The sequence below is a fragment of the Arthrobacter sp. SE2 genome (assembly GCF_058244265.1).
The window spans coordinates 1-25,512 of sequence record NZ_JBZAYA010000001.1; the positions used below are offsets into that span (position 1 = coordinate 1).

Consider the following 25,512-nt stretch of genomic DNA (forward strand, 5'->3'; position numbering starts at 1 on the left):
CCCAGCAACTCGCCGGCGCCACCGGACCGGTCATCGCCGTCACCGACTACATGAAGGCCGTCCCGGACCAGATCCGCCAATTCATCCCCAACGAATTCGCCTCCCTCGGCGCCGACGGATTCGGATTCTCCGACACCCGCCAAGCCGCACGCCGCTTCTTCAAAAACGACACCCACTCCATCGTCGTGAAGACCCTGCAACTACTCGCCCGCCGAGGCGAAGTCGACGCACAGGCTGCGGCCCAGGCAATCGAGAAGTACAGTCTCCTCGATGTCAACGCCGGCACCACCGGCGGGGCAGGCGGCGAAAGCTAAAGCCTCCAGCGAAGCAAAACGAAGCCAGCAACATCTCGACGGCGGTCCACACCGAAAGGTGCGGGCCGCCGTCGGGCTTTAAGATCCGGGCTTCAACGATCGACCCACAGCACCAATTGGCGCAGCAAGCGCGTGACGCGCACCAAACGCAGTTGTAGCCTTCGCACAAATGGAGCTTGTGGATGATGCGCCGTATGCTCAAGGAATGGCAGAGCCGATTCAAACCCCCGCGAAACGCAAAGCGGCCGCGCGGACAGTAACACCGGAAAAGGCGGAGACTCTCAAGCGGCTCCGCGCCAATGTGGGGCAACTGTCCACCACCACCATGCGGAAGCTCGAGAAATCACTGCCTTGGTACAGCCGGCTGAGCTCCGACGAACGCTCAGCGTTGGGACTGGTTGCCCAAAACGGAATCGCGGCCTTCGTGACGTGGTACGAACGGCCGAGCTCGCCGTCCTGGATCCTGACGGACGTCTTCGGGAATGCCCCCACCGAGCTGACCCGCTCCATCAGCCTGCAAAAGGCCCTCCAGCTGATCCGGATCGTCGTCGAGGTGGTGGAGGACCAGGTCCCTGTGATCGCACCCGAAGCCGACCAACCCTCCTTGCGCGAAGCAGTCCTGCGTTATTCGCGGGAAGTGGCATTCGCCGCCGCGGATGTCTATGCCCGCGCCGCCGAGTCCCGCGGTTCCTGGGACACGAGGCTCGAAGCCCTGATTGTGGACGCCATCCTCCGTGGCGAGAATACCGATGCCCTTCGTTCCCGCATCGCGGCCCTCGGCTGGAAGGCCCAGGAGCGATTCACGGTGATGGTGGGAAACTCGCCGTCGGAACCAAGCGCAAGCTATGTGAGCGAGTTGCGCCGGACCGCCGGACGCTATTCGGAAGACGCCCTGGTTGGAATCCAGGGCGACCGCCTGATCCTGATTCTGGGTGGCGTGCAAGACCGCGACACCGCGTATCTGAGACTCAGCGAACTTTTCGCCCCGGGCGCGGTGGTCTACGGACCCGAGGCCAGTTCCCTGTTGGAGGCAAGCAGCTCTGCCCAGGCAGCCTTTGCCGGGCTCACCGCCGCCAAGGCTTGGCCTTCGGCTCCGCGACCGGTAGCCGCGGACGACCTCCTCCCGGAACGCGTAGTCTCGGGTGACGACGCCGCCCGCCGTTCCCTCATCAAGAACATTTACCGGCCGCTGCTGGCCGCTTCCAACGGCCTTGTTGAAACCCTCGGCACTTATCTGGAACTTGGCCATTCCCTCGAAGCAACTGCCCGCGAGTTGTTCGTCCACGCAAACACCGTGCGGTATCGTCTCAAGCGCGTCTGCGACGTCACAGGGTGGGACCCGCTCCTCCCGCGGGAGGCTTTCGTGCTCCAAACCGCGTTGGTTGTGGGCAGGCTTTCGGCCCAGCCAAAGGCGACGTCGGAGCGTCACGGTACCCGATCCGCGGGTTGAACCGTTGTAGACTTCCTACAAACTGACCCAGTGAGCTTGGTGTACGCAAACACCAGTAGTTCACGCGGCAATTTGGAAAGCTGGTTACGTGCTTGCAATCGTCTGCCCTGGACAGGGCTCCCAGACCCCTGGATTTTTGGCCCCTTGGCTGGAGCTCCCTTCCGTAGAAGGCCATTTGGCCTCCCTGAGCGAAATCGCAGGCATCGACCTCAAGGCCCACGGCACCACCTCCGATGAAGAAACCATCAAGGACACCGCCGTCGCGCAGCCCTTGATCGTCGCCGCAGGGCTCGTGGCAGCGAAATCACTGTTCGACGTCGAACTCAGTACCCTCCCGATCGTCCTTGCCGGCCACTCGGTCGGGGAGATCACGGCCTCGGCGCTTGCGGGTGTCCTGAGCGAGGCCGAAGCCATGACGTTTGTGCGCGAGCGTGCCAACAGCATGGCCGCTGCCGCCGCGGTCACCCCCACCGGCATGAGTGCCGTCGTCGGCGGCGATCCGGCCGAGGTGCTGTCCGCAATTGAGGCGGCCGGCGCAACTCCCGCGAACGTCAATGGAGCGGGCCAGACCGTTGCGGCAGGCACGTTCGAACAGCTCCAGGCACTTGCTGACAACCCTCCGGCCAAAGCCAGGGTCATCCCGCTGAAGGTTGCCGGTGCGTTCCACACATCACACATGGCTCCGGCCGTGAGCGCGCTTGAAGCATTGCGGCCGTCCCTCAAGCCGCAGGATCCCACGGTTCCCCTGCTCTCGAACTTCGACGGCCAGGAGGTCACGGACGGCAGTGCCGCCGTCGAAAGCCTGATCGCCCAGGTTTCGCGCCCGGTACGTTGGGATCTGTGCATGGAGAACCTGGTCCAGCGCGGAGTCACCGGACTCATCGAGCTGGCGCCGGCCGGCACCCTGGCCGGCCTCGCCAAGCGCGGCATGCCAGGCGTGAAGACCGTTGCCGTCAGGACCCCGGATGATTTGTCCGCCGCACTTGCACTCTTCGCGGAATTGGAGGGAGACGCATGAGCACCCCCGTACTCAAGCAAGCACCGACGAGGGAATATTCACGCATTGTCGGCTTGGGGGCATACCGCCCGGACATCATCGTCACCAACGACGACGTCTGCCAGTGGATCGATTCGTCGGACGAATGGATCCGCCAACGCACGGGTATCGTGACCCGCCACCGCGCCGCAGCCAATGTCAGCGTCATCGACATGGCCGAGGGAGCTGCCCGCGAGGCGCTCAAGCAGGCCGGCATTGAGGCTTCCCAGCTGGGCGCCGTCATCGTCTCCACCGTCACGCACCCGTATGCCACGCCGTCCGCGGCTGCTGCCCTTACCGACCGTTTGGGCGCCACCCCGGCACCTGCCTTCGACATCTCCGCGGCATGTGCAGGCTACTGCTACGGCATTGCCCAGGGCGATGCCTTGGTCCGATCGGGCGCGGCTGAATACGTCCTGGTGGTCGGCGCCGAGAAGCTCTCGGACGTCATCGACAACCATGAGCGAACTATTTCCTTCCTCCTCGGCGACGGTGCCGGTGCCGTGGTCATCGGCCCGTCCGACACGCCCGGCATTGCCCCGTCCGTCTGGGGATCCGATGGCAGCAAGTGGAACGCGATCGGCATGACGCATTCCCTCGACGAGGTCCGCAACCTTGGCGAGACTGCCCGCCATTCGGATGAATCCGACGATCAGGCCATTATTTCCGCAGCGCAGGATGTTTGGCCGACCCTCCGCCAGGACGGCCAGACGGTCTTCCGTTGGGCCGTCTGGGAAATGGCGAAGGTTGCGCAGCAAGCCCTCGACGCCGCAGGAATTGAAGCCTCGGATCTGGCAGCGTTTGTCCCCCACCAGGCGAACATGCGGATCATCGATGAAATGGTCAAGAAGCTCAAACTTCCCGAAACCGTGGTGGTTGCACGGGACATCGCTGATGCGGGAAACACTTCTGCCGCCTCCATTCCACTGGCCACGCACCGACTCCTCAAGGAGAACCCTGCGCTCAGCGGTGGCCTTGCCCTGCAGATCGGCTTCGGTGCCGGTCTTGTGTTTGGTGCCCAGGTAATCGTTCTTCCGTAGTTTCGGACCGCGCCTACCTTTCAATTGAATAGTGCTTTGAAACCCAAGCCGTAACCGCGGTTTGCCCCCATTTCCGGCAATAGCCGGCACAACAAGAAAAGGAGCCAACAATGGCTAGCAACGAAGAAATCCTGGCCGGCCTGGCTGAAATCGTGAACGAAGAGACCGGCCTCGCCACTGAAGCCGTGGAGCTGGACAAGTCCTTCACCGAGGACCTGGACATCGACTCCATCTCCATGATGACCATCGTCGTCAACGCTGAAGAGAAGTTCGGCGTCCGCATCCCGGACGAAGAGGTCAAGAACCTCAAGACTGTCGGCGACGCCGTCAACTTCATCTCGAACGCACAGGTCTAGCCTGGCCTCAACTGTGCCGGACTTCGGGTGCGCCCTGTTGCATCCGAAGCCCGGCACAGCTGCTTTATCTCCCAAAGTTTTTTCCTGCCTCCCCAGTGAGAACAGCACGTGGGTTGGCTGATCCGACAGAGAGTGATCGCATGGCACGCAAAGTAGTCATAACCGGTCTGGGCGCCACAACGCCCATCGGCGGCGACGTCCCCACGATGTGGAAGAACGCGCTCAAAGGGGTCTCCGGTGCCCACACACTCGAGGACGAGTGGGTTGCCAAGTATGACCTTCCGGTCCACTTTGCCGCCCGGTGCTCGACGCCGGCCCTCGAGGTTCTGAGCCGCGTTGAAGCCAAGCGCATGGACCCGTCCACGCAGTTCGGTGTCATTGCTGCCCGCGAGGCCTGGGCAGACTCCGGTATCACCGAAATCGACCACGACCGCCTTGCCGTGGCTTTCGCCACCGGCATCGGCGGCGTCTGGACGCTCCTGGACGCTTGGGACACGCTGAGGGAAAAGGGCCCCCGCCGGGTTCTGCCCATGACGGTCCCGATGCTCATGCCGAACGGCGTCGCTGCTGCGGTCAGCCTTGACCTCGGCGCCCGCGCCGGTGCGCACACCCCGGTTTCTGCTTGCGCTTCCGGCACCGAAGCGATGCACCTCGGCCTGGATCTCATCCGCTCGGGCAAGGCCGACGTCGTCGTGTGCGGTGGTGCCGAAGCCGCCATCCACCCGATGCCCCTCGCCGCGTTTTCCTCGATGCAGGCCCTCTCCCGCCGCAATGACGATCCCGAGCACGCTTCGCGGCCGTATGACCGCGACCGCGACGGCTTCGTCATGGGTGAAGGCGCCGGCGCCCTGGTCCTGGAAGCCGAAGAGCACGCGATCGCCCGCGGTGCGCGCATCTACGCTGAGCTCGCCGGTACTTCGGTCACAGCTGACGCCTACCACATCACGGCACCGGACCCGGAAGGCCTGGGCGCTATCCGCGCTTTGAAGGCTGCCATGTTCGACGGCCGCATCCAGGCTGAGGACGTCGTCCACGTCAACGCCCACGCCACCTCGACGCCCGTGGGTGACAAGCCTGAGTACACTGCCCTCCGTGCCGCCCTTGGCGCCCACGTCGACAATGTGGCGGTCTCTGCCACCAAGTCGCAGATGGGGCACCTGTTGGGCGCTTCAGGTGCCGTAGAAGCAGTGCTCACGGTTCTTGCCGTCTACGAACGCCAGGCTCCGTTGACCATCAACCTTGAGAACCAGGATCCGGAGATCCCGCTCGACGTCGTCACTTCGGCACGCACTTTGCCCGCCGGTGACATCGTCGCCTTGAGCAACTCCTTCGGTTTCGGCGGCCACAACGCCGTCATCGCCATCCGCAACGTCTGACAGTCGCCGCAGTTTCGAGGCACAAGCCAGGCACAAGAGGAGGGCCCCACCGCGGTGGGGCCCTCCTCTTTGCTATGGAAAACTGTCTCGGTACTTTGTTCCCTAACCGACTTGGTGCAGCCAGCGCACAGGGGCGCCTTCAGCGGCATGCCGGAAGGGCTCGAGCTCTTCGTCCCAGGCCTCGCCGAGCGCCAAGGAAAGCTCATGGTAGACGGCGGCAGGATCTCCCGCCCCCGACTCGTAGGCATAGCGGATGCGGTCTTCAGTCACCATGATGTTGCCGTGGACATCGGTGACGGCATGGAAAATACCCAGCTCCGGTGTGTGCGACCAACGCGCGCCGTCCACGCCTTGGCTCGGCTCCTCCGTGACTTCGTAGCGAAGGTGTGCCCACCCACGCAGCGCCGAAGCCAATTGGGCACCCGTTCCAGGGACTCCTGCCCAAGAGAGCTCGGCGCGGAACATTCCGGGAGCGGCAGGTTGAGGGGTCCACTCAAGATCGGTCCGCTTGTCAACGACCGATCCGATGGCCCACTCAACGTGAGGGCACAACGCGGTAGGGGCCGAATGCACAAACAAGACACCGCGGGTTATTGCAACAGACATTCCATCCTCCATAGCTGTAGGTACGTCTTCCCCAACGACCTCTGCCTGGATGGAAATTTGTTGCGCGGGTGCCGCGCCCTTCCGGTTTCCCTACCTATCTATGATTTTTTCCGCAGCGGAAGAACATTCAAGTTTAGGTTGAAAGTTCCCCCACAGTGCTTTCATTTTGCCGTACGGACCGGAATTACGCCAGTGCGATTCATGGACGGGCGGATTTCCTCCCTTGGGACTCCTCGAAGTGTCGCACGGTTTCGGGTCCTTAAGCACGGGGGTGGGCTTGTTGATAGCTCTTGCGAAGCCGGTCCACCGATACATGGGTGTAAATCTGGGTTGTTGCGAGGCTGCTGTGTCCCAGAATTTCCTGCACGGCGCGCAGGTCCGCGCCGCCGTCGAGCAAATGGGTTGCGGCAGTGTGGCGCAGGGCGTGGGGGCCGGTTGCCGCGGTATCCCCCAGGGCTGCCAGCAGGTCGTTCACCACGCTGCGGGCCTGGCGCTGATCGATGCGGTTGCCCCTTGAACTGAGAAAGAGCGCCGGTCCGCTACGCTCGCTTGCGAGCCGTGGACGGCCGCGGCGGAGCCAGTCGTCGACGGCGAGCGCAGCCGGGACCCCGTAGGGCACCGTCCGTTCCTTGTTGCCCTTGCCGAGCACGCGAAGAGTTCGGCGATCCGAATCGAGATCACCGATGTCCAGGCCGGCGAGCTCGCCGACACGGATCCCCGTGGCGTAGAGCAATTCGACGACCGCGCGGTTTCTCAACGGCATCGGAGAGCCATCTGAAGCTGCCTCTGACAGGTTTTCGAAGATCCTGGAGACCTGCTGTTGGTGAAGGACTCCAGGGAGCGCGTGGTCCCGTTTGGGGGCTTGGAGGCGGATGGCAGGGTCTGAGGCGATGAGTTCTTCCTGCAGGGCCCAGGAGGTGAATGCGCGGGCCGTCGCGGCATGCCGGGCGAGTGTTGCCCTGGACTTGCCGGATTCGCTTTGTGCCCCCAGCCAACGCCGGAGGGTGCCGAGTTCCAGATCTGGGAGCTGCTCTACGCCCTCCGCCACAGCAAAGCGCAGCAGGCTCTCGACGTCTGCGATGTATGCCCGCACAGTGTGGGCGGACCTGGCACGTTCGCCCTCGAGGTAACGCCGGAAGTCCTGAACGGACCCGGCGAGTGCTTCGGGGAGCGGTTTCTCTTGCACCCTTCCACTGTGCCAGCCGCGGGGCCCTATGGTTGACATCGCCACGTTCGGCCATCTTCACCTATGGGCGATGGACCTGTAAATCCTGTAGTACTGCCACAGGAGCAACCCCTGCCAGACCGCGAAAAGAACCCAAAGCCATACCGGGCCAGGGCCGCCCTGGACGAACAGGACGGCTCCCACGATCAGAAAGAGACCGATTTGCTGTCCAATCACGAACCTCGCGGGCTGCGTCCTTGACTTCATAGTCACTTCGGCTCCTTTGCTGAAACGACGGAAGGACGGTCCCCCATATCGCCCCAAGTGACGCTACGCCAACTTCCAGTTAACTGATAGTCGACCGTCAATTAGGTTGCGAATTTGAGACCCCGAACCAGGCTCAGCCTGCCATCCAGTCCCAAACTCAACCATGCTTCCCCGACCTTTTCCACGCGCCGCTCACTGATACCGCCAAGCCAAACAGGCCAAGGCGTCCAAGACCTGCCCTGACGGACTCGGGGCTGAGTCCTGCCACGACCGCGAGCTTCTCCACCGAGCTCGTCGAGCGGATGGGCAGCGCGTCGAGCAGAATCAGGTCCTCGAGGGTGAGCCCATCGTGGTCCGAGGCAGCCGTTTCCTTGTCCCCGACGAGCCCCTCACCGCTCGACCCCGCCAGTTCAGCGATCTCTCCGACATCCGTGACACAGACAGCTCCGCCATCGCGGAGGAGTCGATGGCAGCCCGCAGAGTTCGCGCTGTGGATGGACCCCGGGACCGCGGCGACCGACCTGCCGATGGACTCAGCATGATGGGCTGTATTCAGGGCACCGGAACGCCATCGCGCTTCCACCACCACCGTCACGGCTGCCAAGGCGGCGATAATCCTGTTCCGCTGGAGGAACCGGTAACGAGTGGGCGCCGAGCCCGGAGGAACCTCCGCGATGACCGCCCCTTGGTTTGCCACGGCACGAAGCAGATCCTCATTTCCGGAGGGATAGTATCGGTCAACTCCCCCTGCCATCACTGCGATGGTCGGCATGTCGTTTGTCCCCCCGGCCAAGGCCCCTCGGTGTGCATGTGCGTCGATCCCGTAGGCCCCTCCGGACACGACCGTGAAGCCGCGCTGACCCAGCCCGTAGGCGAAATCACCCGTTACCGAGGACCCGTAGCTTGTGCTGTCCCGTGAGCCGACAAGGGCGACGACCCGCCGTACGGGTGGGAACTCTAATTCGTGCCCGCGCCACCACAAACACAACGGTTCATGAAGGCCCAGATCTGCCAATTGTGCAGGCCACAGCGGGTCCCCAGGGATGATCATGCGACCACCCAGGCGTTGCATCGTGGCAAGGTCCCGTTCCGGGGCAAGGTCCGGGATCCGGGGCGCCCACCGGCGCAACGCAGCGGCCAATCCGCCCCCTGCAGAAGAAACCCCGCTGTCAAGCAACAAGGAACCCACTTCCTGCTCAAGCCCGGGTCCGGGAGCGAGTTCGCCGGTCGCTATTCTGAGGCCGTCAACGGCCCCGGAAACCTGGACCAGCGCGAGCCCGGCCGCATCTTGCGGTTCCATCAGCCGTGATAGCGCTGCCCGGGCAAGTCGCTCCCTTTTCCGGTCCGGAGCGTCCGGGGTGAGCTGCTGGCCGTGTTCAGTCATGGCGTGTCCTTTCATGCGGCCGCAACCGCCTGCCGCAAGCCGAGGGCCTGCCCGATGTCGTCGCTGTGGGGTTGGTCCCTGTGGCCCAGGTCCGCGAGGGTCCACGCGAGACGCAGGACGCGGTCGTAGCCCCTTGCGGTGAGGATTCCACGCTCCAGGGAAGCGTCAAGAATCTTCGTGGTCGCGGAAGGGAGACGCAGTTCGCCGCGCAGTACACGCCCGGGAACCTGCGAGTTGGTTTCCATGCCGAAACTCCCCAGGCGTTCACGTTGCCGTGACCGGGCGGCATGGACCCTCCTGGCGACCGTGGCTGTGTCCTCCTCCGCGCCGGATTGCCCAAAGTCCGCGAGGGATACACGTTCCACCTGGAGCTGGATGTCCACTCTGTCCAGCAAGGGCCCAGACATGCGCCCGAAGTAGCGGCGCCGCATCACCGGAGTGCAGGTGCAGTCGACTCCCTTCCCCGTGGCCTTCCCGCAAGGGCAAGGATTCGCCGCGAGGACCAGCTGGAAACGGGCCGGATATGCAGCGGTGCCGGCGGAGCGGTGAATGACCAGTTCTCCACTCTCCAGAGGTTGCCGCAGGGCGTCCAGGACCCGGCGTTCGTACTCGGGTGCCTCGTCCAGGAACAAGACGCCACGGTGCGCCCGTGAGGCCGCCCCGGGCCGCGGCAGGCCGGAACCACCGCCGATGATTGCTGCGGCGGTCGCACTGTGATGGGGATTCTCAAAGGGCGGGCGGCGCAAGAGTTGTACCGAGTCGACATGGACGGCCGAAAGCGAATGGATCGCCGTGACTTCCATGGCTTCCCGGTCCCCTAAATCCGGCAAGAGTCCCGGGAGCCGCTCGGCAAGCATCGTCTTGCCCGCACCGGGAGGACCGCAAAGCAGCACATGATGTGCCCCGGCCGCGGCAACCTCCAAAGCACGGCGGGCATCGCCCTGCCCCGAGACATCACAAAGATCCGGAACAACCGCGGCTCCGACGTCCTGATCCCCCGCAACGTCACCGTCGGCCGGGTCATAATCCAGGGCCAGGTCCTGCGGATCGGCCCCGAGATCAAACGCAAGTCGGGCCAGGGTCTTGTAGCCACGAACCACCGCCCCGGGAACCAACTCTGCCTCGGCGACGTTGGCCTGGGCCACAACAATCTCGGGGTGGCCTGCCTGAACAGCCGCCATGACCGCCGGCAAGATGCCGCGAACCGGCCTCAACCGGCCATCCAGTCCCAACTCGGAGATGAAGACCGTGCCTTCGGTGGAACGGATATCACCAGCAGCGCGCAACACTGCCATGGTGATCGCGAGGTCGAAACCCGAGCCACGCTTCGGCAGCGAGGCCGGAATCAGGTTTGCAGTGATCTTTCGACGACTCAACGGAATGCCGGAATTCTGCGCCGCGGAACGAATGCGCTCCTTCGCTTCGTTCAGGGAAGCATCCGGAAGCCCCAGGATCACGAAATTGGGGAGCGTTTGGCCGATATCTGCTTCGACCTCCACGATGTAGCCATTCAAGCCCAGCAGCGCAACAGAGTAGCTACGGCCCACGCCCACCTAGCCCACACCCCTGAGGTGTTCGAGCTGTGGCTCGCCCACGCCGTCGTCGACGATTCCCACGACATCCACCCGGCGGCGCACGGCGCGATGCTCGTGATCACGGCACCAGGAAAGGGCCAGACGATGGAGCCGGGCGAGTTTGGCGGCGCCGACCGCTTCGAATGGGTGCCCGTAGGCCAGGTTCTTCCGGGTCTTGACCTCGGCAATCACCAAGGTGTCGCCGTCGAGCGCCACGATGTCGATCTCGCCCTCGGAACATCTCCAATTGCGGTCCACAATCCGCATTCCCTGCGTTTCAAGGAAGGCTACGGCCAACGTTTCACCGTGCCGGCCCAGCAAGTCTTTGGCTTTCATGACCACCTCCGCTTCCAGCCTGGAGGAGCGGAGAATCCGAAGACAGGGGGCAGTTTGGCTATGTGGGAAACTCCGTCAGTCAGACGGTGTGGAGGAGAAGTTGGCGGACTTTTCCTAGTGGCGGGCTTTCCTAGTTGCCCAGGTTGCCCAGATCGCCTAGGTCGCCGTCCTTGGGCAGGGAAAGTTCCTCGTTGCGAGGCAGTTCTTCGACGTTGACGTCCTTGAACGTAATAACCCGGACATTCTTCACGAAACGCGCCGAACGGTAGACGTCCCAAACCCAGGCGTCCTGGAGGGTGAGGTCGAAATAGACCTCGCCATCGGCACTGCGTGCCTGCAGGTCAACGTGGTTTGCAAGATAGAACCGGCGTTCGGTCTCGACAACGTAGCTGAACAAACCAACGACGTCGCGGTATTCGCGGTAGAGCTGGAGCTCCATGTCGGTTTCGTAGTTCTCAAGATCCTCGGCACTCATAGATCCATCTTGCACCATAGAGGGCGCACACGCCGCCACGGTTGGGCGGACGGCAGCCAGGACCAGGAAAAGCGGAGGCTAGACCAGGTTCCAGCTGGTCCGGTGGTACGGCGTGGGACCCAACGATCTGATGGCATCGCGGTGGAAAGACGTGGCGTATCCCTTGTTCTCGTTCCAGCCGAAAGCTGGATATTCCTCGTGCAGCTCAATCATGATGCGGTCCCTGGCCACCTTGGCCAGTACACTTGCCGCCGCCACGCTGAGGCAGCTCATGTCCGCTTTCACCCGGGTGTGCACCGGGGCCTCACAAGCAGGACCAGCCATCTCGACGTCGAACAAGGAACCCTGGGTCTGGGGCGAGAGCCAGTTGTGGCTCCCGTCCAGCAGGACGAGGTCCGGATGCACGCCCGAGGCGAGAATCTCGAACCAGGCGCGTGTTCCGGCAAGGCGCAAGGCGCCCACAATGCCCAGCGCATCGATCTCCGCTGAACTTGCGTGGCCCACTGCGGAGCCAACCGCCCATTCGCGTACCAGCGGTTCCAACCGCTCGCGGTCCTCGGGCTTGAGAAGCTTGCTGTCGCGGACATCGGCGAGCAGGCCGTGGTCACGGAGATCGACGACGGCGATCCCCACCGACACCGGCCCGGCGAGGGCTCCGCGGCCTACTTCGTCGACACCGGCCAGAAGCGTGACCCCCGGAGACAGGAACCCCCGTTCGACGTCCAGGGTCGGAAAATCCGGAGCGTGCTTGGTCCGCGCAGCGGGTTTCCGCTGCGCTCGAACCGGAGCTGCCGCTCGTGTCCCCGCTGGAACCATCATTTGCCTGCTGGAGCCGTTGGTGTAGCCGTGTTCTGGGGCGACGGCGCGGGAACGTTGCGGAAGACCTCGGAGTGGTTGTCAAGGATCTGCCAACGGTTGATGGGCCAGGCGATAACCGTGGCTTTGCCTTCGACGTCGGAGATGTCGATGAAACCACCATTGACTGATTGGTGTTCGCGGGAGTCCGCCGAGTTATTGCGGTTGTCGCCCATAACCCAAATTTTGCCCGCAGGGACCACCACATCGAAAGACTTGGCCATGGGAACCTGGGCAGGATTGATGTAGCTCTCGTTGAGGACGGTGCCATTGACGCTGACCCGCGCTGAACTGTCGCAGCAGGAGACCCTGTCCCCCGGCAGGCCGATCACGCGCTTGACGAGGTGCTGATTGGTCTCGTCCGGAAGCAGTCCGACGAAGACGAGACCGTCCTGGAACCATTTGAAGGGCCCGGGCGTCGCCTTCTGCGTGGGCGGAAGCCATCCTTGAGCGTCCTTGAAGACCACGATGTCGCCGCGCTCCAGTGCGAAAGGTTGCGGGACCAGCAGGTTCACGAAGATCCGGTCGTCAACGTCAAGGGTGTTGACCATTGACTCCGAGGGAATGAAGAAGGCACGGAACAGGAAGGTTTTGATCAGGAAGGACAAGACGATCGCGATGACCACCACGGTGCCGATCTCCCTCAGCCAGCCGAGGAACGGACTGCCGTGGGTTTTGCCGGCAGTTTCGGACCGATCGCTTTCGCCCGATTCCAGCCGCGGATCCCGCCGTGCAGCGCGGCGCGGAGACTCCTGCTCCTCAGGCTGGACCGCCGTCGGAGCCGTCGCGCTCCCCGGTGCCGGATCGACGTCGTCCGCTGTAAGATCCATGGCGGGAGCGGACGGTCCGTCCAAGGGCCGGGCGTCGCCGTCGTGCCGTTCCGGCTTCCCGGGAGTTGTCTCGGGCATCTATTGTCCGTTCTTCGAGGTTGTACCGGCCTGCGCAGGGCGAGGCAGTTCTGCAAATCTATCAAGCGGCCAGATAATCCGGACCGGACGCCCGATGACACGCTCCAGCGGCACCATTCCTCCGCCGGGTGCACCCAGAAGGCTGCGCGAATCGGCCGATCGTGAACGGTGGTCCCCCATGAGCCACAATCGGTCACTCGGAACGACGACGTCGAACCTCTGCTCGCTCGGCGTGTCGCCGGGATACAGATAGGGTTCCTCAAGCGGCTGACCGTTGACTGTGAGTTTGCCATCGGTGCCACAACAAACGACGTGGTCGCCGGGAAGCCCGATGACGCGCTTTACGTATGTCGTGTCACTTCCCGTCAGGCCCAGCCAGTGGCCAGTGGCGGCCACCGCGTCGGCAAGCGGTCCTTTGCCGCTGTTCAGCGGAGCAAAGGTTCCCCTGCCGTCGAAGACCACGATGTCTCCACGGCGAATAGGGCCTGCGGCGAAATCAGTCCGGGACACAAGGATGCGGTCTCCAGTACCCAGGATCGGCTCCATGGACTCAGAGGGTATGAAGTAGACGTCGAGCCACAACGACCGGACAAGCCCACTGATAGCAACGGCCAGGACAAGTGCGAGCAAAACAAAACGCCAGCCCTGTTTCCGGGGCTGGCGTTTTGCGTGGTCCATGATTCGTTTCCTGTTGCGTTGCGGATTTCTCCGGCGCAGGCCGGACACGAATCCAGGACCCGCTGTTGGTCGAAAGACCTACTTGCCGGTGGCGAAGTCGCGCTTTTCCTTGATCTTCGCAGCCTTGCCGCGCAGTGCGCGCATGTAGTAGAGCTTGGCGCGGCGGACGTCACCCTTGGTGACGACCTCGATCTTGTCGATGATCGGGGAGTGCACCGGGAAGGTACGCTCTACGCCGACACCGAAGGAGACCTTGCGGACCGTGAAGGTTTCGCGAACGCCGTCACCCTGGCGGCCCAGGACGAAGCCTTGGAAAACCTGGACACGGGAGTTCTTGCCTTCGATGATGTTCACGTGAACCTTGATGGTGTCACCCGCGCGGAACTCGGGAACATCGTTACGCAGCGAAGCTGCATCTACGTTATCGAGGATATGCATTAATCCACTCCTGGTGAACGCCACAGGTCATCCACTTTGGGTCACGGCGGGCAAGCCGGGGCGCAAGGCCGTCCGGAAATTACCGCCGAAGATTTTCAAGTCCGGTACCGCCACTGATTGGCGGTTCCGGGTTGTCAGGCTGTTGGTGACGCTCCCCCTGTGGCAGGCGCGAACCCAGTAGACACAAGGGTTAATTCTGCCACAACCCGGGAGTTCCGGCCAATCCCGCGAATGCGGCCCGGTTGTTGCGCTCGAGCGGTGGATAAGACTGCCCGACGGCGGCGGGCTCAGTCCGGGAGGTCGGCGTCCGGGCGGCGCCGCAACCGGCCGTCGACGACGTCGTACCCGAGTTCCCCGAAAACGGTGCGGTCCGCACGTGTCAGGCGGCCGGCGTCGAACTCTTCGAGCAGGTCCGGGCGGCGTTCCGCCGTGCGCCGGAACTGTTCGTGGCGGCGCCACTGGGCGATCTTGCCGTGGTTGCCGCTCAGAAGGACGGCGGGCACGTCACGATCGCGCCATGACGAGGGTTTCGTGTAGACGGGGTACTCGAGCAAGCCGTCCGAATGGGATTCCTCCACCAACGATTCGGGATTGCCGACGACGCCCGGAAGCAATCGCCCAATGGCTTCGACCATGGCCAGGACTGCAACCTCGCCGCCGTTGAGGACGTAGTCGCCCAGACTGACCGGGCGGACGGTGAAGTGGCCTGCCGCCCATTCCATGACACGCTCGTCGATGCCTTCATAGCGGCCGCAGGCGAAAACGAGCCGATCTTCCTCGGCGAGCTCATAGGCAAGGGCCTGGTTGAAGCGCTCCCCCGCGGGCGACGGGACGATCAGGACCGGCTTCGTCGTCGGACCGTCCGATGTGCCCTCAGCTTCGGGACTTCCGGCTTCGGCACTTGCTGCAGAGGCAATGGATTCCAAGGCCTGGGCCCAAGGCTCGGGTTTCATGACCATGCCCGCACCGCCACCGTACGGAGTGTCATCCACCGTGCGGTGCTTGTCCGTAGTGAAGGTCCTCAAGTCATGGACATTCAGCTCCAGAAGCCCATCCTGACGGGCCTTGCCTATGAGGGAAAGCTCGAGTGGCGCCAAGTACTCGGGAAAGATACTGACGACGTCGATGCGCATTTAGGCGTCATCCTTGGTTTCAGCGTCGTCCTCTTCCGTATCGGAGGCGGAAGCATCGGTGTTCAGTTCGAAGAGGCCCGGCGGAGGGGTGAGCAGAACGTAGCCGTCCTCGACGTTGACCTCGGGCACGATCTCTTCGACGAAAGGCACCAGGATTTCCTTGCCGTCAGCGTCTTTAATGACCAGCAGATCCTGGACGGGCATGGTGTTGAGTGCAGTCACTTTACCTACGACCTGCGAGCCGACACGGACCTCAAGACCGACGAGCTCATGCTCGTACCAGCCTTCGTCGTCGTCCTCTTCCAGCTCTTCCGTCTCGATGAACAGCTTCGCCCCGCGGATTTCCTCTGCCTGGTTGCGCGTGGAGATCTCTTCGAAACCGAGCAACAGGATGTCCTTGTTCCACCGCGCGCTGGTGATGGTCAAGGGACCGGCCTTTGCGGGCTCCACCACAAATTCGGTCCCCGGGACGAAACGATCGCCGGGGGCATCGGTGAGCACCTGGACGGTGACTTCGCCGCGGATTCCGTGGGGCTTGCCGATTCGGGCAACCTGGAGCTGCATGGGGTTCCTCTGATTTCTTCGCTGGGCCGGCTTAGGGACCAAGGCTGGGGGTTTGCTCGTAAAACAATCCGGCCCCTCCACCATAATCTGGTGAAGGGGCCGGATTTAAGACAAGTATTGCTGAGCGCGTTACCGGCGACGGTCGGTGTCGACGACGTCGACCCGGACCTGCTCGCCGCCCGCCAATGCCGCAATCACAGTGCGCAAAGCGCGTGCGGTGCGACCTTGGCGGCCGATCACCCGTCCGAGGTCGTCCTGGTGAACACGCACCTCGAGGGATTCCCCGCGGCGGTTGTTCTTGGCACTGACCTTGACGTCCTCAGGGCTGTCAACGATCCCACGGACCAGGTGCTCGAGCGCTTCTGCCAGCAATTTACTCAGCCTCGGTGGTCTCTGCTTCAGCGTCAGCGGGAGCTTCAGTTGCTTCCGACTGCTTGGCCTTCTTGGTGATGGCTTCCGGGATGATGACGGAACCCTTCTCCGGTGCAACGAAAGCAGGCTTGGCGACCTTGGTCTTCAGCGTGCCTTCCTGGCCCGGGAGACCCTTGAACTTCTGCCAGTCACCAGTGATCTTGAGGATCGCGGCAACCTGCTCGGTCGGCTGGGCGCCGACGGACAGCCAGTACTGTGCACGCTCGGAGACGACCTCGATGTACGAGGGCTCTTCGGTGGGGTGGTACTTGCCGATTTCTTCAATCGCACGGCCATCGCGCTTGGCGCGGGAGTCCATGACGACGATGCGGTAGTACGGTGCGCGCATCTTACCGAAGCGCTTAAGGCGAATCTTTACGGCCACTTTTGTGGTCACTCCTGTTTCTGAAACGGGGTTGAGCCCGTCGTTCTGCACCCGTGGGGCGGGCCATACTTGAGGGTTCCAAGGACAAGATGCACACACGGAGAGAGGGGCCGTGCGGATCGAGTACCTGTCCATTGTGCCAGATGGCGGACAGTATTTCGAACGCGCGGTCCGTGCGGCCGGTTTACTGCGGGGTTACTCGCCCGCGGACCAGACGTAGAGACCGGCCCGCTCCGCCTTTTCGACGTCGCTCGCGAGGGCCGCCAACTGCTGGACGTACAGACGGGACTGTTGGGCATCAAAGGGCATGTCCTCTTGGGCCGCCCAGCTTTCGGCGACGTCGTCGAGGACGTTTCCCTCCCCTTCGGTCTCGTAGCTGAGGAGCTCGGACAGGGCGCGCACCATGGCTTCGGGGACGCCGAGCAAGGCGTCGCTGGTGACGTCCACCAAAGAAAGCTCATAGTCGGCCCCGCCTGCATGCACGGCGGTCCCGGCGAGGTCGCCGAGCTGTTCTACTTCGAAATCGCTGATTCCCGGGATCCGTAATGCAGCGCCGGATACGTCGCTGCCCTTCTCCAGGGCAGCGGCCCTCTTGAGTGCTTCATCGTGGGTGGCAACAAAGATTTCAGCAAAGCCCATGGAAAGTACTCTCATTCGTTCGTGCCAACGGAGCTGCGGCGCGGCGGCCGATATGCGCCACACCGTCGGATCAAGCGTAGCGGACGGCGACCCGCAGCCGGTTGCGCCACGGGTCCTCGAAGCGCAGCTCCTGGCCCGTGTGGTGGGACGCAATACCGGCAACCTTGAGGCGGTCCGCGAGCGCGCCGACGTCGTCTCCTGACGGCACCTCGATGACAACCTCGCCGAGGCCGAGTGTGTCCTTGCGCGGACCTGCACCGCGGCTGTTCCAGACGTTCATGGCCATGTGGTGGTGGTAGCCGCCCGCGGAGACAAACAACGCCTGCCCGTGCCACCCGGCGGTCTGTTCGAAGCCCAGGGTGTCGACGTAGAAATCATGGGCGGTCCGCACGTCGCCCACCTGGAGGTGGACATGCCCGACGCCGGCGCCCGCCTCATGCTGGCCCGCCACCGCGGCTTCGCTCAGGTATTGCTGGAGGTAGCGCTGCGGCGGGAGCGGCAGGCTGTCCATGACGACCGAACTGCCGTTCCACTCCCAGCCTTCGCGGGGTTTGTCGTAGTAGAGCTCAATGCCGTTGCCCTCAGGGTCGGTGAAGTAGAAGGCCTCGCTGACCAGGTGGTCCGCACTGCCGACGAAAGCGTGGGGCTCGTATTGCGCGGCCGAGGCAACAGTTGCGGCGAGCGAGGATTGGTCTTCGAACAGCAGAGCTGTGTGGAACAGTCCGGCCTCACCGCGACCCGGAATCTGGAGCCCGGAGGCCGGCGCGAGGTGCACCAACGGCTTGCCGAGCCTGCCGAAGTAGAGCCCGCCATCCTGTTCGGCGACCACGTCCAGCCCTAGCGCCCGCTGGTAGTAGTCGCCCATGAGCTTCATGTCCCCCACTTTGAGCATGACGGTACCCATGGTGAGTTCGGCAGGAAGGAGATCCTGGCTGGATGTGATGGTCATGTGAAACTCCCGGCTTTTTGTGGTGCCGCCCTTCGGCAACCTCTATCTATCTAAATTACTTGAAGCTTCAATTTATTCCTAATGCCCGGCGCTTCCTGAAATATGTCCCCTCAGCACGGTGCATTGCGGATTCAGCACCACCTCAAGGGACGCACGGGGATCGTTTGCGTAGAGCACGACGTCGGCACTGGCACCTTCGCTGATGCCGTCGGCACCCAGCCACTCGCGGGCGGACCAGCACGCGGCATCGAGGGCGGCGGCCGCCGGAAGGCCCGCGCGATGCAGTTCCAGGATTTCCTCGCCGATCCGGCCGTGCTTGATGACGCTGCCGGCGTCGGTCCCGGCGTACACCCGCACTCCGGCGTCGAATGCCTCGGCGACGCGTTCATGCCTGCGCTCCCACAGCCTGGTCATGTGGGCGGCGTATCGCGGGAACTTCGCTTCCGCCTGCTTCGCGATGTCCGGAAAGGTCGCAATGTTGATGAGGGTGGGGACAATCGGCACATCCTGGTCCAGCAGCCGGGGAATATGGTGCGGCAGGAGGCCGGTGGCGTGCTCGATGCAGTCGATGCCGGCGTCGAGCATGTCGTCGATAGTCCCTTCGGCGAAGCAATGGGCAGTCACCCTGGCTCCCTCGGCATGTGCTGCCGCGACCGCGTCCTTGACGATGGCGGCCGGAAAGGACGGGCCGAGATCCCCGGCGGAACGGTCGATCCAGTCCCCGACGATCTTGACCCAGCCATCTCCGGACCGCGCCTGTTTGCGCACCGCCTCCACCAGATCCTCCGGCTCGACTTCTTCGGCCAGTCCGGGGATGTACCGGCGTTGCCTGGCAATGTGCCTGCCTGCGCGGATGATCCTGGGCATGTCCGTCCGGCGCTGCAGCCAGCGCGTGTCGCTTGCGGATCCGGCGTCGCGGATCAAGAGCGTTCCGGCGTTCCGGTCCGCCGTCGCCTGCAGGCGCGCAGTCTCGTCGTCGACGGCCCCGCCCTTGCCCAAGCCAACATGGCAGTGCGCGTCGACAAGGCCGGGCAGCACCCATCCGGCCAGGACGACGTCCGGTGCGGCAGCAGGCCGCAGAAAGGTCAGCCGTCCGTCGACCGACCAGAGGCCACGCCGTTCCTCCTCCGGCCCGGTGAGCACGGTGCCGCTGAACTCGATGATTTCCGCCATGATTCCACCCTAGACTCCGACGCCGTCGCCGGCCCCGTCACATCTGTCCTGGTCACATCTGTCTCAGGAGCTCTCTGCTGTGGTAGCTTCGTCTACGACCACACGGGGGCCCTTGCAAGGGCTGAGATCAGGCTGACGCAGCCTGCGACCGTTGAACCTGTCCGGGTAATGCCGGCGAAGGAAGTGAGTAATCCTTTGAGCACCAAAGAAGCACAGCTGAGCCCTATCCAAAACGGATCGGCCCAAGAGGTGACACAATCCCTCAAGTCGCATTCCCTCGCGTTCCTGGAGGATGCCGGGACGGGAATCCGGGTTCCGGTGACTGAAATCGCCCTGGAGCCGTCCCCCAACGGCGAGGCCAACACGCCTTTCCAGGTGTACCGCACCGCAGGGCCAGGGAGCGATCCCGTGGTCGGCCTCGAGCCGTTCCGCAGCGAGTGGATCGAAGCCCGCTGCGACACTGAGGCCTACAGCGGCCGCGAACGGAACCTGCTCGACGACGGCAAGTCGGCCGTACGCCGCGGCGCCGCCTCAGCGGAGTGGAAGGGTGCACAGCCGGTGCCCCGCCGCGCCGTCGACGGCAAGACCGTGACGCAGATGCACTACGCCAAGCAGGGCATCGTGACGCCCGAAATGCAGTTCGTGGCACTTCGCGAAAACTGCGATGTGGAACTCGTCCGCAGCGAGGTCGCGGCCGGCCGGGCCATCATCCCCAAGAACATCAACCACCCCGAATCCGAGCCGATGATCATCGGCAAGGCGTTCCTCGTGAAGATCAACGCCAATATCGGCAACTCGGCCGTCACCAGCTCCATCGCCGAAGAGGTGGACAAGTTGCAGTGGGCCACGCAATGGGGCGCCGACACCGTGATGGACCTGTCCACGGGTGACGACATCCACACCACCCGAGAATGGATCATCCGCAACTCCCCCGTGCCGATCGGTACCGTGCCTATTTACCAGGCCCTCGAGAAGGTCAACGGTGAAGCCAACAAGCTCAATTGGGAGATCTTCCGCGACACTGTCATTGAACAATGCGAGCAGGGCGTGGACTACATGACCATCCACGCCGGCGTGTTGCTGCGGTACGTGCCACTCACCGCGAACCGCGTGACGGGCATCGTTTCCCGTGGCGGCTCCATCATGGCCGGCTGGTGCCTGGCGCACCACGAGGAAAACTTCCTCTACACCCACTTCGACGAACTCTGCGAAATCTTCGCCAAGTACGACGTCGCGTTCTCGCTGGGTGATGGACTGCGCCCGGGCGCGACGGCGGACGCCAACGACGCCGCGCAGTTCGCCGAGCTGGACACCTTGGCGGAGCTCACGAAGCGTGCGTGGAAGTTCGACGTACAGGTCATGGTCGAGGGCCCTGGACACATCCCGTTCCACCTCGTCCGCGAGAACGTCGAGCGGCAGCAGGAGCTGTGCGACGGCGCACCGTTCTACACCCTCGGCCCGCTCGTGACCGACGTTGCTCCGGGCTATGACCACATCACCTCGGCTATCGGCGCCACGGAGATCGCGCGCTACGGAACCGCGATGCTCTGCTACGTCACCCCGAAGGAACACCTGGGCCTGCCAAACAAGGACGACGTCAAGACTGGCGTGATCACCTACAAGATCGCGGCCCACGCAGCTGACCTTGCGAAGGGACACCCGGGCGCCCACGAACGCGACGATGCCCTGTCCAAGGCCCGCTTCGAGTTCCGCTGGCGTGACCAGTTCGCGCTGTCATTGGATCCGGTCACAGCCGAAGCGTTCCACGACGAGACTCTCCCGGCGGAACCGGCCAAGACTGCGCATTTCTGCTCCATGTGCGGACCGAAATTCTGCTCCATGCGCATCAGCCAGGACATCCGCGACGAATACGGCTCGGCGGATTCCCAGGCGGCCATCGCGGAAATGTACAGCGGGATGCGCGAAAAGAGCGAGGAGTTCCTGGCATCCGGCGGCAAGGTCTACTTGCCCGAGCTCGAGGTTCCCGCAGGAAAACGTTGAGCGAACGTCGGGAAGCCTGAACTGATCAGGAAGCTTGCACTGATCCGGCGCGGCTGACATCCGCGATGAAGGACCGGATCATCCGGTCTCCTTCAACTGAATCATGAGGCCGGTGTCCTCCAGCCGCAACGCGGTGGAGGGCACCGGTTTCCTGCAAGTAGCCGGCGATCTCTTCGTAAAGGGGTTCCCAACCACCGGTCAGGACAAGCGTGGGGACGCCGGGCACGATGTGCAGGGGCGCTTCCCACGGCGGGGCCTGGAGCCGCAGGCGTCGAGCGGTACGACGGGCCTCCGGGGTACTGAGAACGGCCGCCTCGGAAGAAAAGGCCCTGCGGACGAATTCGCGTTGATAATCGTCATCGCTGAGTTCGTGCCGGATCCGGAACAACGGCTCCATGAGTGCCCGGTAAGCCGCGGTGGCGGGCAACTCAGCCGTCAATGAAAGACAAGCCGGTTCCACCAGCACGAGGGACCGGACCAGGTCCGGCCGCTCCACCGCGGCCAACATGGCTGAAATCGCGCCTTGGGAGTGCGCTACGATATGGCCTCCACGTGCGGGGCCGGAACCTGACGCGGCCTCCCGCCCTCCGAGGCACTCCAGGATAATGTCCACGTCGGCGCCAACATCGGATTCCAAAGGCTCGGCCTGCGCATCAAAGCCGTGGCGTTTCAGGAACAGTGCATCGTACGCCAGCGCCATGCCGTGCTGTTTCGGCCACGCGGCAGCGCCGAATGTGCCTGCTCCATGGACGAACACAACGCGCTGCTTTTGCATCCCCCCAGCCTATGGCACGGGGCTGACAAGCCAACTCACTGGCAGTTAATGCCGTTCTGAGCCATCAAAACGACACCTATTGCCAGCTAGTTGGGTGAGACGGCTACTTGCCTCCGAGGAACTTGTCGAAGCCCTTGGGGAGGTTCAGCTGCGAGGGATCGAAGTCGCCGCCAGCTTGGCCGAATGCCGCGCCCGTGGGAACGGCTTTCGCCCGCTTGTTCTCGGCGTCGCGCAGTTCCTGGGCCGCCTTCGCGGGGTTTCCGGAACGGGCCTTCTTCTTGGGCGCGTTCTTGCTCGCCTTGCGGGAACCGCCACCGAGTCCGGGCATGCCAGGCATCCCGGGCATTCCGCCGCCCTGGGCCAGCTTCTTCATCATCTTCTGGGCCTGCGCGAAACGCTCCAGGAGGCCGTTGACCTCGGAGACGTGGACACCGGAACCACGGGCGATGCGGGCACGACGGGAACCGTTGATGATCTTCGGAGCCAAACGCTCATGCGGGGTCATGGAGCGGACAATTGCCTCCACGCGATCGATTTCACGCTCGTCGAACTGCTCCAGCTGCTGGCGGATGTTCTGCGCACCCGGCATCATCATGAGCATCTTCTTCATGGAGCCCATGTTGCGGATCTGCTGCATCTGGGCGAGGAAGTCGTCCAGGGTGAAGTCTTCCTGGTCGGCGAACTTCTTCGCCATCCGGGCCGCTTCATCCTTGTCCCAGTTCTTCTCGGCCTGTTCGATGAGGGTGAGAACGTCACCCATATCGAGGATGCGGGAAGCCATGCGGTCCGGGTGGAACAATTCGAAGTCGTCGAGGCCTTCGCCGGTGGACGCGAACATGACCGGCTTTCCGGTGACCGACGCTACCGAGAGGGCGGCACCACCGCGCGCGTCGCCGTCGAGCTTTGACAGTACGACACCCGTGAAGTTGACGCCTTCATCGAAGGCAACCGCCGTGTTGACGGCGTCCTGGCCGATCATGGAGTCGATCACGAACAGCACTTCGTTCGGGATGATCGCCTGGCGGATGCGGCGCGCCTGGTCCATCATTTCGGCGTCGACGCCGAGGCGTCCCGCGGTGTCGACAATCACGACGTCGTGCAGCTTTTGGCGGGCCTCGTCGACGCCGGAGCGGGCGACGGCGACCGGGTCGCCGCTGGGAACATCCAGATCCGAGGTGGTGCCGGGGTGCGGAGCGAAGACGGGGACACCGGCGCGTTCGCCGACAATTTGGAGCTGCGTCACGGCGTTGGGACGCTGGAGGTCAGCGGCCACCAGCACGGGGCTGTGGCCTTGGGCCTTGAGCCACTTGGCAAGCTTGCCGGCGAGGGTGGTCTTACCCGCACCCTGCAAGCCGGCGAGCATGATGATGGTGGGGCCGGCCTTCGCCAAGCGGATACGGCGGGTCTCGCCGCCCAGGATCTCCTGGAGTTCCTCGTTGACGATCTTCACGATCTGCTGGCTCGGGTTCAGGGCCGCGGAAACCTCGGCGCCCAGGGCGCGTTCACGGATGCGGGCTGTGAACTCGCGGACCACGGGAACGGCAACGTCGGCGTCCAAGAGGGCACGCCGGATCTCCCGGACGGTGGCGTCGACGTCGGCCTCGGTGAGGCGGCCCTTGCCACGGAGATTCTTGAAGGTTGCTGTCAACCGGTCAGAGAGTGAATTGAACACGCGCCGTGCACTTCTTTCAATGGTCTACGAATGGCGGCCGTTCCGACGCACCAATATCTTGACGATTCCTGCCCCAAACAAATCTGACTCAACTGAGGGACTCGACTATCTAGGGTACCAAGACGCGCCCGCAAGATGGCATGCTGGCACAGTGACCAGCAAAACAACAGTAAATACGTTGCTCATCCTAGGCGCCTCCGGAGATCTGACGGGACGATTGCTGTTGCCGGGCCTTGCCAGGCTCGTGGCCGGCGGGCTCGCGGACGGCCTGAAGCTTATCGGAGCCGGCTCAGACCCGTGGACACCCCAGCAATGGAGCAAACGCGTCAGTGGTGCGTTCGAGGAGGCCGCCAATGGCGCAGGCGCCGCGGGCAAGAAAGCAATCGCGGCCCTGGAGAAAAGTACTGAATACCATCAGTTGGACGTCACGGCGGATGGACAGCTCGCGACGCTCCTGGCCGGGCTCGAAGCACCAATCGCCGTCTATTTCGCTTTGCCCCCGCACATCAGCCAAAAGGCCTGCGAGGTCCTCAACGCCGGGCAGCTTCCTCCCGAAACAAGCCTGGTCATGGAGAAACCCTTCGGATCCAGTTCCGAATCCGCCCGGGAACTCAACAAGACCCTCGCCGCTTTGGTCCCGGAAGACCACATCCACCGCGTGGACCATTTCCTTGGCAAGGCCACCGTGTTCAACATCCTCGGCCTGCGCTTCGCCAACAGATTCCTGGAGCCGGTGTGGAACCGGGACCACATCGAGAAGGTGGAGATCATCTTCGACGAAGACCTCGCCCTCGAAGGGCGTGCGCGCTACTACGACGGAGCCGGCGCCCTCAAGGACATGATCCAGAGCCATTTGCTCCACATCATGGCGCTGCTGGCCATCGATGCCCCCTCCAGCATCGGCGAGCGCGATCTCCGCGACGCGATTTCAACGGTGCTGCGTGCGAGCAGCATCACCGCACCCTACAAGAAGTCCACCCGACGGGCGCGGTACACCGCCGGCCGGATCGGCGACCGGGACGTGCCGGACTATGTCGCGGAAGCGGGCGTGGACCCTGCCCGGGAAACGGAGACGCTCGCGGAAGTCGAAGTGGGAATCGACACGTGGCGCTGGAAGGGCGTCCCCTTCATCCTGCGCTCGGGAAAGGCGCTGGGTGCCGCGCGGAAAGAGGCCATTGTCACGTTCCGGCCCGTTCCGCACCTGCCGTCCGGATTCGAGGGCGTGGACTCCCCCAACCGGCTGCGCATCGGGTTCGGTCCTGACACCCTGCAGCTCGACGTCGACGTCAACGGTCCCGGAAACATCTTCACGCTCAATCGCGTGACGCTCAACGCAGAATTGAATGCTTCCGATCTGCTGCCCTACGGAGAAGTATTGGAGGGCGTCATTACCGGCGATCCCCTGCTCTCGGTCCGCGGCGACACCGCCGTCGACTGCTGGCGGATCATCGAGCCCGTGATCAAGGCCTGGGCCAAGGATTCCGTGCCGCTCGAAGAGTACGACGCCGGCGGGCCCGGTCCCGCGGACTGGCCCACCGCCGTCGGGGACTAG

General features: G+C 63.7%; 28 protein-coding genes and 1 riboswitch. Of the genes, 8 read left to right on the plus strand and 20 right to left on the minus strand.

The annotated features are described in order from the left end of the window. The 6 genes from AC4CS3_RS00005 to fabF all read left to right on the plus strand — a co-directional run. The coding region (locus tag AC4CS3_RS00005) for a transketolase-like TK C-terminal-containing protein (RefSeq protein ID WP_490781689.1) at nt 1-314 on the plus strand (314 nt) is incomplete at its 5' end. A 205-nt stretch (nt 315-519) separates the two neighbouring features. After that, nucleotides 520-1,764 carry a PucR family transcriptional regulator gene (locus tag AC4CS3_RS00010; RefSeq protein WP_441411829.1) on the plus strand — a complete coding sequence of 415 codons (1,245 nt, stop codon included), beginning with the start codon at nt 520-522 and terminating at the stop codon, nt 1,762-1,764. Nucleotides 1,765-1,852: 88 nt separating this feature from the next. Further along, nucleotides 1,853-2,782 (plus strand): ACP S-malonyltransferase, encoded by a 930-nt coding sequence (locus tag AC4CS3_RS00015; RefSeq protein ID WP_490781690.1) that lies wholly within the window; start codon nt 1,853-1,855, stop codon nt 2,780-2,782. Next, nucleotides 2,779-3,840 (plus strand): beta-ketoacyl-ACP synthase III, encoded by a 1,062-nt coding sequence (locus AC4CS3_RS00020; protein WP_490781691.1) that lies wholly within the window; start codon nt 2,779-2,781, stop codon nt 3,838-3,840. Before AC4CS3_RS00015 ends, AC4CS3_RS00020 begins: the two co-directional genes overlap by 4 nt. Before the next feature lie 110 nt (nt 3,841-3,950). Beyond that, nucleotides 3,951-4,196 carry an acyl carrier protein gene (locus tag AC4CS3_RS00025; protein ID WP_345449978.1) on the plus strand — a complete coding sequence of 82 codons (246 nt, stop codon included), beginning with the start codon at nt 3,951-3,953 and terminating at the stop codon, nt 4,194-4,196. Between the two features lie 140 nt (nt 4,197-4,336). Beyond that, on the plus strand, nt 4,337-5,572 hold the full coding sequence (gene fabF, locus AC4CS3_RS00030; protein ID WP_490781692.1) for a beta-ketoacyl-ACP synthase II: 1,236 nt from the start codon (nt 4,337-4,339) through the stop codon (nt 5,570-5,572). A 102-nt stretch (nt 5,573-5,674) separates the two neighbouring features. Here fabF and AC4CS3_RS00035 read toward each other — a convergent pair whose 3' ends face one another. The 18 genes from AC4CS3_RS00035 to AC4CS3_RS00120 all read right to left on the minus strand — a co-directional run bounded on the left by AC4CS3_RS00035 (nt 5,675) and on the right by AC4CS3_RS00120 (nt 19,512). Further along, a complete protein-coding gene (locus AC4CS3_RS00035) occupies nt 5,675-6,178 on the minus strand; it encodes a DUF3145 domain-containing protein (protein WP_078108617.1) in 504 nt (167 codons plus the stop codon). 259 nt (nt 6,179-6,437) lie between these two features. Further along, nucleotides 6,438-7,364, minus strand: a complete 927-nt coding sequence (locus tag AC4CS3_RS00040) for a tyrosine recombinase XerC (RefSeq protein ID WP_490781693.1) — start codon at nt 7,362-7,364, stop codon at nt 6,438-6,440. A 57-nt stretch (nt 7,365-7,421) separates the two neighbouring features. Beyond that, a complete protein-coding gene (locus AC4CS3_RS00045) occupies nt 7,422-7,616 on the minus strand; it encodes a hypothetical protein (protein ID WP_490781694.1) in 195 nt (64 codons plus the stop codon). 151 nt (nt 7,617-7,767) lie between these two features. Continuing rightward, nucleotides 7,768-8,994, minus strand: coding sequence for a DNA-processing protein DprA (gene dprA / locus AC4CS3_RS00050; RefSeq protein WP_490781695.1), 1,227 nt, complete (start codon nt 8,992-8,994; stop codon nt 7,768-7,770). Between the two features lie 11 nt (nt 8,995-9,005). Next, nucleotides 9,006-10,547: a YifB family Mg chelatase-like AAA ATPase gene (locus AC4CS3_RS00055; RefSeq protein WP_490781696.1), complete on the minus strand. Its 1,542-nt coding sequence runs from the start codon at nt 10,545-10,547 to the stop codon at nt 9,006-9,008. Beyond that, nucleotides 10,548-10,904, minus strand: a complete 357-nt coding sequence (locus tag AC4CS3_RS00060; protein ID WP_490781697.1) for a YraN family protein — start codon at nt 10,902-10,904, stop codon at nt 10,548-10,550. It abuts the gene before it with no gap. 130 nt (nt 10,905-11,034) lie between these two features. Beyond that, nucleotides 11,035-11,379 carry a DUF2469 domain-containing protein gene (locus AC4CS3_RS00065; RefSeq protein WP_028267525.1) on the minus strand — a complete coding sequence of 115 codons (345 nt, stop codon included), beginning with the start codon at nt 11,377-11,379 and terminating at the stop codon, nt 11,035-11,037. A gap of 78 nt (nt 11,380-11,457) precedes the next feature. After that, the gene (gene rnhB / locus AC4CS3_RS00070) at nt 11,458-12,195 is read right to left on the minus strand and encodes a ribonuclease HII (RefSeq protein ID WP_490782089.1); all 738 of its coding nucleotides are present in this window, start codon (nt 12,193-12,195) and stop codon (nt 11,458-11,460) included. Next, nucleotides 12,195-13,142: a signal peptidase I gene (gene lepB, locus AC4CS3_RS00075; protein WP_490781698.1), complete on the minus strand. Its 948-nt coding sequence runs from the start codon at nt 13,140-13,142 to the stop codon at nt 12,195-12,197. The genes rnhB and lepB (AC4CS3_RS00075) overlap by 1 nt, the downstream gene beginning before the upstream one ends. Next, on the minus strand, nt 13,143-13,820 hold the full coding sequence (gene lepB, locus AC4CS3_RS00080; RefSeq protein ID WP_490781699.1) for a signal peptidase I: 678 nt from the start codon (nt 13,818-13,820) through the stop codon (nt 13,143-13,145). It lies immediately after the preceding gene. A 78-nt stretch (nt 13,821-13,898) separates the two neighbouring features. Continuing rightward, entirely contained in the window at nt 13,899-14,258 is a 360-nt protein-coding gene (rplS, locus tag AC4CS3_RS00085) for a 50S ribosomal protein L19 (RefSeq protein ID WP_234752061.1), read from the minus strand. A 287-nt stretch (nt 14,259-14,545) separates the two neighbouring features. Then, nucleotides 14,546-15,391: a tRNA (guanosine(37)-N1)-methyltransferase TrmD gene (trmD, locus tag AC4CS3_RS00090; RefSeq protein ID WP_490781700.1), complete on the minus strand. Its 846-nt coding sequence runs from the start codon at nt 15,389-15,391 to the stop codon at nt 14,546-14,548. After that, nucleotides 15,392-15,955, minus strand: a complete 564-nt coding sequence (gene rimM, locus AC4CS3_RS00095; RefSeq protein WP_490781701.1) for a ribosome maturation factor RimM — start codon at nt 15,953-15,955, stop codon at nt 15,392-15,394. Between the two features lie 129 nt (nt 15,956-16,084). Next, complete coding sequence (locus tag AC4CS3_RS00100) at nt 16,085-16,327, minus strand: RNA-binding protein (RefSeq protein WP_028267532.1); 243 nt, start codon at nt 16,325-16,327, stop codon at nt 16,085-16,087. A 1-nt stretch (nt 16,328) separates the two neighbouring features. After that, the gene (rpsP, locus tag AC4CS3_RS00105) at nt 16,329-16,751 is read right to left on the minus strand and encodes a 30S ribosomal protein S16 (protein WP_059387673.1); all 423 of its coding nucleotides are present in this window, start codon (nt 16,749-16,751) and stop codon (nt 16,329-16,331) included. A 195-nt stretch (nt 16,752-16,946) separates the two neighbouring features. Continuing rightward, complete coding sequence (locus tag AC4CS3_RS00110) at nt 16,947-17,390, minus strand: hypothetical protein (RefSeq protein ID WP_490781702.1); 444 nt, start codon at nt 17,388-17,390, stop codon at nt 16,947-16,949. Nucleotides 17,391-17,460: 70 nt separating this feature from the next. After that, nucleotides 17,461-18,339: a VOC family protein gene (locus tag AC4CS3_RS00115; RefSeq protein WP_441411817.1), complete on the minus strand. Its 879-nt coding sequence runs from the start codon at nt 18,337-18,339 to the stop codon at nt 17,461-17,463. Nucleotides 18,340-18,417: 78 nt separating this feature from the next. Further along, nucleotides 18,418-19,512, minus strand: a complete 1,095-nt coding sequence (locus AC4CS3_RS00120) for an amidohydrolase family protein (RefSeq protein ID WP_490781703.1) — start codon at nt 19,510-19,512, stop codon at nt 18,418-18,420. Nucleotides 19,513-19,604: 92 nt separating this feature from the next. Next, nucleotides 19,605-19,712: riboswitch (TPP riboswitch) on the plus strand. Here AC4CS3_RS00120 and thiC point away from each other — a divergent pair. Continuing rightward, nucleotides 19,708-21,513 (plus strand): phosphomethylpyrimidine synthase ThiC, encoded by a 1,806-nt coding sequence (thiC, locus tag AC4CS3_RS00125; protein WP_490781704.1) that lies wholly within the window; start codon nt 19,708-19,710, stop codon nt 21,511-21,513. Its footprint overlaps the riboswitch before it by 5 nt. Before the next feature lie 25 nt (nt 21,514-21,538). Here thiC and AC4CS3_RS00130 read toward each other — a convergent pair whose 3' ends face one another. After that, nucleotides 21,539-22,288: an alpha/beta fold hydrolase gene (locus tag AC4CS3_RS00130; RefSeq protein WP_490781705.1), complete on the minus strand. Its 750-nt coding sequence runs from the start codon at nt 22,286-22,288 to the stop codon at nt 21,539-21,541. Nucleotides 22,289-22,391: 103 nt separating this feature from the next. Continuing rightward, nucleotides 22,392-23,960 carry a signal recognition particle protein gene (ffh, locus tag AC4CS3_RS00135; RefSeq protein WP_490781706.1) on the minus strand — a complete coding sequence of 523 codons (1,569 nt, stop codon included), beginning with the start codon at nt 23,958-23,960 and terminating at the stop codon, nt 22,392-22,394. Nucleotides 23,961-24,111: 151 nt separating this feature from the next. On the opposite strand from ffh, the gene AC4CS3_RS00140 reads away from it, so the two are divergent. Next, nucleotides 24,112-25,512, plus strand: coding sequence for a glucose-6-phosphate dehydrogenase (locus AC4CS3_RS00140; protein WP_490781707.1), 1,401 nt, complete (start codon nt 24,112-24,114; stop codon nt 25,510-25,512).